The 7,581-nt window shown below is 69.1% G+C and carries 6 protein-coding genes; 1 reads left to right on the forward strand and 5 read right to left on the reverse strand.

Translation table 11 applies throughout. The features are described 5' to 3' along the window. The 5 genes from ACFWF3_RS16675 to ACFWF3_RS16695 form a co-directional block, all read right to left on the reverse strand. On the reverse strand, positions 1–452 hold a 452-nt coding region (locus tag ACFWF3_RS16675), incomplete at its 3' end, for a hypothetical protein (RefSeq protein ID WP_379314361.1). Beyond that, the gene (locus ACFWF3_RS16680; protein WP_379314362.1) at positions 436–1,734 is read right to left on the reverse strand and encodes an aspartate aminotransferase family protein; all 1,299 of its coding nucleotides are present in this window, start codon (positions 1,732–1,734) and stop codon (positions 436–438) included. The genes ACFWF3_RS16680 and ACFWF3_RS16675, both read right to left, overlap by 17 nt. 26 nt (positions 1,735–1,760) lie before the next feature. Next, positions 1,761–5,903, reverse strand: a complete 4,143-nt coding sequence (locus tag ACFWF3_RS16685; protein ID WP_379314363.1) for an AMP-binding protein — start codon at positions 5,901–5,903, stop codon at positions 1,761–1,763. Next, a complete protein-coding gene (locus tag ACFWF3_RS16690; protein ID WP_379314364.1) occupies positions 5,900–6,439 on the reverse strand; it encodes a DUF6309 family protein in 540 nt (179 codons plus the stop codon). The genes ACFWF3_RS16685 and ACFWF3_RS16690 overlap by 4 nt, the downstream gene beginning before the upstream one ends. 12 nt (positions 6,440–6,451) lie before the next feature. Next, a complete protein-coding gene (locus tag ACFWF3_RS16695; protein WP_379314365.1) occupies positions 6,452–7,249 on the reverse strand; it encodes a phytanoyl-CoA dioxygenase family protein in 798 nt (265 codons plus the stop codon). Here ACFWF3_RS16695 and ACFWF3_RS16700 point away from each other — a divergent pair. After that, on the forward strand, positions 7,223–7,581 hold a 359-nt coding region (locus tag ACFWF3_RS16700), incomplete at its 3' end, for a hypothetical protein (RefSeq protein WP_379314366.1). The two genes, ACFWF3_RS16695 and ACFWF3_RS16700, sit on opposite strands and share 27 nt — an antisense overlap.

Raw genomic sequence — 7,581 nt, forward strand, 5'->3', positions numbered from 1 at the left:
GGGATGTCGTTGACCCGGCGGGCGCCGGCGAGCCGAGTGAATCCCTGCCCGTCCGCCGCCGGTTGCAGACACACCAGGACCAGCAGATCGCAGGTGTCGCAATGGAATCCGAGTGCGGTGGCGCCGTCTCCCTCGCGATCTCGCAGGACCTGGCGCAGGTCGCCCGCGCCGTTCTGCGGAACGACCACGCCGATCCCGTCGAGCACGAACAGCAGCGTGCGGGTGATGTCGTCTTCCGAGGCGGCGGGATCGACGAAGTCGGCGACGTGGGCGAACCCCACCCGTTCGACAGCGCCGTCGACGAAGGCGTGCACGGCGGTCCGCACCTTGCCCGCGTCGTCGTCGGTCGCGGCGAGGGTGTCGCGGTCGTCGCCGGGCAGTCGCAGCGACCACACCGCGGGGTCGCGAGCGATCTCGGCTGCGTCCCAGCTGATCTCAACGGATTTCGACATGGTTGGTCCCGTTCCTTTCTGCGCCGTCACCGGTCGCGAGGCCGACGGCCTTCGACCACAGCGCGACCGCGGTGTCGATCTGGTCGGCCGTCACCACCAGCGCCGGGATCATCCGGACGACATTTCCGTAGGGTCCACAGGTCAGCAGCAACAGCCCCAGCGCCGCAGCGGCCTGCTGCGCGCGTTTGGCGGTGTCGGGATCCGGTGTGCCCTCGGGCGTGCAGAACTCGATGCCGATCATCAGGCCGAGCCCACGGACGTCCGCGATACCGGGAACGGCCAGCGCGTCGGCGCGAATCGCGGCGAGCAGTCGTTCACCCTGGACCGCGGCGTTCTCGACCAGCTGCTCGTCCCGGATCACCGCCAAGGTCGCCAGGGCGGCCGCGCAGGCCACGGCATTGCCGCCATAGGTTCCGCCCTGCGAGGACGGCCAGGCCCGGCGCATCAGCTCGGTGGACGCGGCGATGGCCGAGAGCGGGAACCCGCTCGCCAAACCCTTGGCGGTGACCAGGATGTCGGCGCGCGCATCCGGTTCGTGCTGATGCGCCCAGAATTTCCCGGTGCGGCCGAACCCGGTCTGCACCTCGTCGAGGATCAGCAGCATGCCGTGGCGATCGGCCCGTTCACGCAGTCCGGCGAGGAATCCCGGCGGTGCGGGCACATAACCCCCCTCGCCGAGCACGGGTTCGACGAGCAACGCGGCGGTCTCGGCGGGCGCGGTCACAGTGGCCAGGACATGATCGAGACCGTGCAGCGCGTGGTCGACGGCGGCCTCCTCGCTCAGGCTCAGCCGGAACGCCGCCGGGAACGGTGCCACCGCCACACCGGGCATCAGCGGCCCGATACCGGCCCGGTATCGGGTCGAGGCGGTGGTCAGGGCAGCCGCCCCCATCGTGCGGCCGTGGAAGGACCCGTCGAAGACGACGACGTTGGGTCTGCCCGTGGCGTGCCGGGCCAGGCGTACCGCGGCCTCGATCGCCTCACTGCCGGAGTTGCTGTAGAACAGCGAATCCAGACCGGGCGGCAGCACCGAGCCGAGCTGCGCGGTCAGTTCGAGCAGCGGCTCGTGCAGGACCGTCGTGTACTGGCCGTGGATCAAGCGAGCGACCTGCTGTTGCGCGGCCTCCACGACGCGGGGATGGCAGTGGCCGGTGCTGGTCACCCCGACACCGGCGGTGAAATCGAGATACTGCTCGCCTGCCGCGTCGAACAGATACATTCCCGCACCGCGGCATGCGGTGACGGAAGTGGCCTGGGCGAGAACCGGGGAAAGCTCGGACATTCGACCTCCTATCGATGGGATGTGGGTCAGGCGGTGCGGTCGGCGGTCGCGACGGCCGGGAAGTACCCGGCCTCGGCCCCCCACGCCAGCGCGGTCGACCACCATCGCGGGGTCGGCGCGGCGAAATGGATGCCGAGTCGGTTGAGCGCGGCGACAGTCCAGGAACTATCGATCCGCACATTGCGGTCCGCGTCGTGGTGCGACCACGCCATGGCCTGCCGCACCGCGGCCGAATGCGACCGCTCGACCCGGGCGAGTGCGGCCGTGAACGCGGTGTCGTCGGTGAGCACGACCGGGTAGCCGGCCGCGGCGCTCCAGGCCACGAGCTCGTCGTGGGCCACCAGATGCGGGGTTTCGACGTGATAGACCCCGGGCGCGCAGGCGGGTCGGCCTGCCAGTGTGGCGATCGCCGCGGCGACGGTGTCGACATAGGAAAACCCGAAACTCACCGCGGGCCGACGTGGCGCGGCACCGGCGAGCAGGTAGCCGCGGATCATCTGGTAGACGCGGTTGTCCCCGATATTGCGTTGGAACGCCCCGGTCCGGCTGTCGGCCGCGATGTGCCCGCTGCGATGGATATAGCACTGCCGACCCTGGGCGGCCCACCGTCGCACGGTCAGTTCGGCCCCGAATTTGGCCCGTTCGTAGGGCGTTCGGAAGTACTGGCCGATCCGCAGGTCGGCTTCGCTGAATCGTCGCGCGGTGCCCTCGACACCGCCGGCGACGCCGAGGGTCGACAGGTGGTGGAACCGGGCGTCGGGTGCGTGCGCGTCGATCCAGGCAAGGAGTCCGGACACCGCGGCGTGATTGGTTCGTTCGAGTTCGGCGGGTGCGGCGACCAGTCGGGTGTCGGCCGCGGCGTGGATGATCACCTGTGCCCGGCCCGCCGCGCGGGTCGCGTCGACCGACATCCCGAGGTCGGTCCGGGTGATGTCACCGGCGAGCACCCGGATACCCCGCACGTGGCGCAGCCGCTGCCGGGCCTCGATGTCGCGCTCCCCGCGCACCAGACACGTCACCTGCGCGTTGCGTGCGAGCAGCGCCGAGAGCAGATGCCCGCCCAGGTAGCCGGTCGCGCCGGTGACCAGCACTCGGGGCGCCTCCTCGACCACCCGTACCCCGGCCCGCGGTGCGCGCGCGCCCGCGAGCAGAACCTGCCCCGACGTCGACAGTGCCGATGTCGTGGCGGGGGCCGCGACCGTGCCCGCGTACTCGGCGACGGCACCGGCGAAACGGGTCATGATCTGGCGCGCCCGATCGTCGGAGTCCGGGGACCCCGGGTGTACCAGGTCGGTGACGAGGCGGCCCTCGACGATGCGAGCTGTGAGCTTGAGCCGGTAGAGCAGGTCGCAGTGGGGATTGCGCGCGGTACCCGCCTGTTCCGGCGCGACCGACCAATCCAGGGTCTGCTTGTCCGGCAATTCGAACGTGCCGAGAAAATTGAACCCGATGTCGGGGCGCGCACCCACGGTGTCCATCGGCTGCTCGGGCGTGCCCGCGAGGAGGCGCTCGATCTCCGCGGCGGAGTGGGTGGGCTCCGACGGCGAACGTCGTTCCAGCAGTATACATTTGGCGGCGGTGAACCAGCCGACCGTATCGAGGTACTCACCGCCGCCGTCACCGGCGTCACGGCCGTGGGTCTCCACCTCGACCGCGAGCGACTGCTCCTCACCGCGCTGCACCGCCGCGGCGAATGCCGACAGCAGCAGGGCTTCGAGCCCTTGCGCACCGCCGTACTCGCGAACGAGCGCGGCCGTCGCGGTCCGGTCCAACGTCCACACCAGGCTCGCCGGTCGTGGCGTCGGCCCGATCGTGCGAGCCGGGCGCCGCACCACCGCGGCCACGGAGCCGCCACGATCGGCCGCCCAACGGTAGTAGTCACCGGTACCTGGCAGGTCGAACTGCTTGCCGTGCAATGCCGTTCGATACGCGTAGGCGAGATCGTCGAGCAGGATGTGCCAGGAGAACCCGTCGACGGCCAGGTGGTGGACCACGATGGCGAGGCGATCGTCGTGGTCGTCACCGCCGTCGAACAGGTGCACGCGCAGGAGCCGCCCCGCCGCCGGATCCAGGCCGAGGTGCAAGTCGGTGCAGGTATCCTCGACGAACTCCGCGATCCCCGCGGCCGATCGCGGCAGCCGGGAGAACGAGACCGTCGCCACCTCGTCGACGTCGCGACAGGCGCCTGGTCCGGTGGGCCCGATCTCGGTACGCAGCACAGCATGTCGCTCGGCAAGATCGGTCACTGCGCGCGACAGGACACCGGCGTCTACAGCGTGACCGCAGCGCAGCACCACCGACTGATTCCACTGCCGGTGATCACCGACCGGCTGTGCGAACATCCACCGCTGGGCAGGCCCGAGCCGGCGACCGGGCTGCTGTCCCCCGCCGGCCTTCGACGCGCCGGCGTCGATCGGTCGTGCGACCGCCGCCAGCCGCCGCGGAGTCGCATGCTGGTAAAAGTCGTCGAAAGTCACGCGCTGACCACGCCGGTAGAGGTAGGCGATCGTGCGCATGGCCAGAATCGAATCGCCACCGAGGTCGATGATGTCGGCCTCGGGATCGACCGACTGCACTCCCAGCGCACCTGCCCACAATGCGGCGATGCTGTGCGCGAGGCCGCCCGCCGGATCGTCGCCTCGACGAGTCGAGCCGGCGGCACCGCCCGCACGGGAGTCGAGCAGTGCGGTCACCATCACGCCGACGCGGGGGCGATCCAGCTTGCCCGTGGACCCCAGCGGCAGTTCCGGCAGCACGAAGATCGGCTGTGGCACCGCGTAACCCGGCAGCACTTCGTGCAAGTAGGCACGCAGTGCCGCCAGTGTCGCGGCATCGTCGGTGCGCGGCGTCAGCCGAACAGCCGCACGGAGCCGAGGGCCCACGGCCGTCGACTGGACGACCACGGCTGCCCGCTCGACGCCGGGCACGCACTCGGCGGCTCGTTCGACCTCGGCGGGATCGACCCGGAACCCCCGAACTTTCACCTGACGGTCGACGCGGCGCACGAACACGAGTGCTCCGTCCGCGCGCCGCCGACAGATGTCGCCGGTGCGGTAGACCCGGTCGTCGTCGCGCGGTACGAACTTTCTCGCGGTGTCGCCCGGTGACCCGAAATAGCCTGCGGTGACCCCCCTTCCGCCGATGTACAGCTCACCCTCCGATCCGTCGGGGACCGGCTCGCCCCGGTCGTCGAGCAAGCGCAGCGTCGTTGTCGCGCCGATGGCCGTTCCGATGGGAACGACCTCCTCCTCTGGCAGTTCGGCCGCCGTGGTCGCAACGAAGCACGTCGCGCCGACGGTCGTCTCGGTGGGACCGTAGTGATTGACCACCCGGTGCGCGATACCGCGGGTGAGCAAGCTCGCGGCGAAGGTGCGGGAGAGCGGTTCGCCGCCGAGCAGCACCGCGTCCAAAGGCTCACGGTCCGCGTCCTGTTCGAGTGCGCCCAGGTGAGACGGCGTCGTCTTCAGTACCGAGATACCCGCCCGGCGCACCGCGGGCCAGAAGGCCGCTGGGTCGCGGGTGTCGCGATCGGCGACGACGTGCACCGAACCAGCGCTGGCCAGTGCGAGCAACCACGCCGTGTGGCCGAGATCGGCCGCCAATGTCGTGACATGTCCGACGCACGGCGCGTTGCCGGCATCGAAACCCAGCCGTTCGCACAGTGCCCGCGCATAGTGAGTCGCGTTGCCGTGTGTGACCGCGACCGCCTTCGGCTCGCCCGAGGACCCGGACGTGAACGAGAGATAGGCGAGGTCACCGGCATCGACGTGGCACGCACCGCCCCGTGCGTCGCTCTCGATCGCCTCGACCGGATCGATGACGACCGATCCGTAGTCGGTGACCGTCGCCGACACCGCACAGCGTGCCCCGACAGCGTCGAGTCGGCGACGCAATTGACCTGCACTCCACGAGGATTCGACCGGAACCGCGACCGCCCCGCGGCACCACACCCCGAACATCAGCGCGCATTGCCGGGCGTCTCGTTCGCCGAGAACAGCGACACGATCGCCCCGGCCGACCCCCGACGCACACAGTCGATCCGCGGTCACCTCGGCTATTCGCTCGACCTCGCGATAGGTGAACACGCGGTCGACATCGGCCAGTGCGGGTCGCTGTGGGTGTTCGCGCGCGTTACGCCGCAACAGGTCGATCAGCGTGTCCGCGTTCATCGCCGCACACCTTCGCCGCGCAGCTCACCGGCCACGACACCGTCGATCAGATCCCCCTCGGGAAGCCTGCCCGCGAGTTCCCACGCGATCATGCGGTGCAGCCCGTCGAGGTGGAACAGTCCTTCCTCGGCCCGCAGATCGGCATAGTCGCTGTGCCCGGCCGGAGCGGCGCTGAGAAACACGGTGGTGAACGGCGCTTCGGTCAGGGCGGTGATCAGCCCCGTGCACACCGGGTTGGCGGCGGCCAGATCGGCCCGTTCGGTGCGCAGTCGCGCGGCCGCCTGTTCGACCGTCAGCCCGGTGCGCGGCACCAGTTCCCGGTCGCCGCCCTCGCTCAGATGCCAGGGCAGGGTCACCGCGGCCAGATCAGCCCGCGACAACAGCACCCGGGTCCAGGTGCCCGACAATTCGTCACCCCGGCGAAGATTGTCCTCTCCTTCGCGAAACCGCACACCCTCTTCCGCCCCGTGCGCGCAATGCTCATCCCGGTAAATCGCCAATACCTCGGCGAGATCGCTGTCTCCGACGATTCTCATGATCGGGCGCCCCTATCCTTGTGCGATATCGTCTCGGAAATGCCTGTCGGCGAACAACTCCGGCGAAAGCCCGGTGCCGAGGCCCAGCTCACGCGCACGTGCCAACATATGGCGCCAATACGGTTTCACCGGCCGCCAGCGCGCCGCGCCGGTCTGGCAATAGGACGCGTCGACGAAGTAGCGATGCCGGTCCGACGTCGTCGTCGACAGTCGTCGCGCGTGCAGTAACGCCGAATGCAAGAGCACCGTCGAACCCGGTGGTAGCGAATCGATCACCACTTCACCATCGAGATGGTCGGTGCCGACATGCGCCATCGCCGACTTTTCGCGCGACTGATGATGCGACCCCGGCAGAATCACCAGCGCGGCCATGGTGTCATCGAGTCCGGTGAGGTAATGCAGCGTGTGCACCATCGCCAGGGTGGAATCGGCCAGATCGTTGGGTTCATAGTCGTGGTGCCACGATTTCGCCGCGATCGTTGCGTCATGGCGGTCACTGTGCAGATGGTGGTAGACGAAATCGGGTCCGAGCAGCTGGGACAGGATCACCATCAGCGGCCGATACGTCAGGATTTCCCCGTGCGCGGGCAATTCCAGCTCCATCACCGGCGGTATTCCGTAGGTCGCGGGATCGCGGCAACTGTCGATGGACCGCGCACGTAATCCCTGGTCCACCCAGCGGTCCACTTCCGGCAACAGCCGTGCGCGCAGTTCGCCCGGAATCAGTCCCGGCACGATCAGATAGCCCGATTCGGCGAATTGTCTCGCCGCGAGAATTCCGGTGTGATCATCATCGAGAACAGGCCGCATCAGCCCGCCCCTCCCTTCGACAACAAGCGATTACACGGTGGGAACCAGAGACGCTTGCGCGTCCCGCAGCCAATTCAGGGTGCGTTCGATGCCATTCGGCAGGGCGGTGGTCGCCTCGAGGATTCGCTCGGCGCGGGCGCGGGCGACATCGAGGCAGCTGCGGCGCACTTCACCGTCGCGAGCGGCGGCATAATGCGGCAGCCACGCGGTCGGTTGCAGGCCGGCGGCGGTGCGAATCGCATCGACCAGTCCGTTGACGGTGATCTCGACCCCGGTTCCCACGTTGTATTCACCGAAACTGTGCTTACGTCATTGCGCGGCAGCTATATTGG

This window comes from Nocardia sp. NPDC060220 (assembly GCF_042727815.1).
Classification (GTDB): Bacteria; Actinomycetota; Actinomycetes; order Mycobacteriales; family Mycobacteriaceae; genus Nocardia.

Bases quoted from the DNA above. Each gene is read 5' to 3' on its own strand.
- ACFWF3_RS16680 (WP_379314362.1), bottom strand. From the start codon at position 1,734: ATGTCCGAGCTTTCCCCGGTTCTCGCCCAGGCCACTTCCGTCACCGCA.
- ACFWF3_RS16685 (WP_379314363.1), bottom strand. From the start codon at position 5,903: ATGAACGCGGACACGCTGATCGACCTGTTGCGGCGTAACGCGCGCGAA.
- ACFWF3_RS16690 (WP_379314364.1), bottom strand. From the start codon at position 6,439: ATGAGAATCGTCGGAGACAGCGATCTCGCCGAGGTATTGGCGATTTAC.
- ACFWF3_RS16695 (WP_379314365.1), bottom strand. From the start codon at position 7,249: ATGCGGCCTGTTCTCGATGATGATCACACCGGAATTCTCGCGGCGAGA.